We start from the raw sequence: 268 nt of genomic DNA on the forward strand, positions 1-268 counted from the left end.
GGGCAGCTCGTCGATGATGATGGAGCTTTTCAGCCTGCCCTTCTTGTTCACCAGCTTGACGATGCGCGAGTTGTACAGTCCGAGTGCAGCCCCGTAGATGGCCTGCCGGTCGGGGTTGTTGCCGATGCAGAGCACCTTCGGCTCGTCGGGGTTGTTGATGTCGAGGGAGAACTCGTCGGCGGACATCACCCAATAGAGTGCCGGGGAAATCATGCGCGAGAGCGGTATCTTGGCCGAAGCAATCTGCCCCATGAGCTGGTCGGCAGCT

General features: G+C 60.1%; 1 pseudogene. It reads right to left on the bottom strand.

The annotated features are described in order from the left end of the window. Positions 1 to 268: pseudogene (locus M3090_RS15780) on the bottom strand (conjugal transfer protein TraG); the annotation flags it as partial.

This window comes from Bacteroides sp. ET71, assembly GCF_023336905.1.
Taxonomy (GTDB): domain Bacteria; phylum Bacteroidota; class Bacteroidia; order Bacteroidales; family Bacteroidaceae; genus Bacteroides.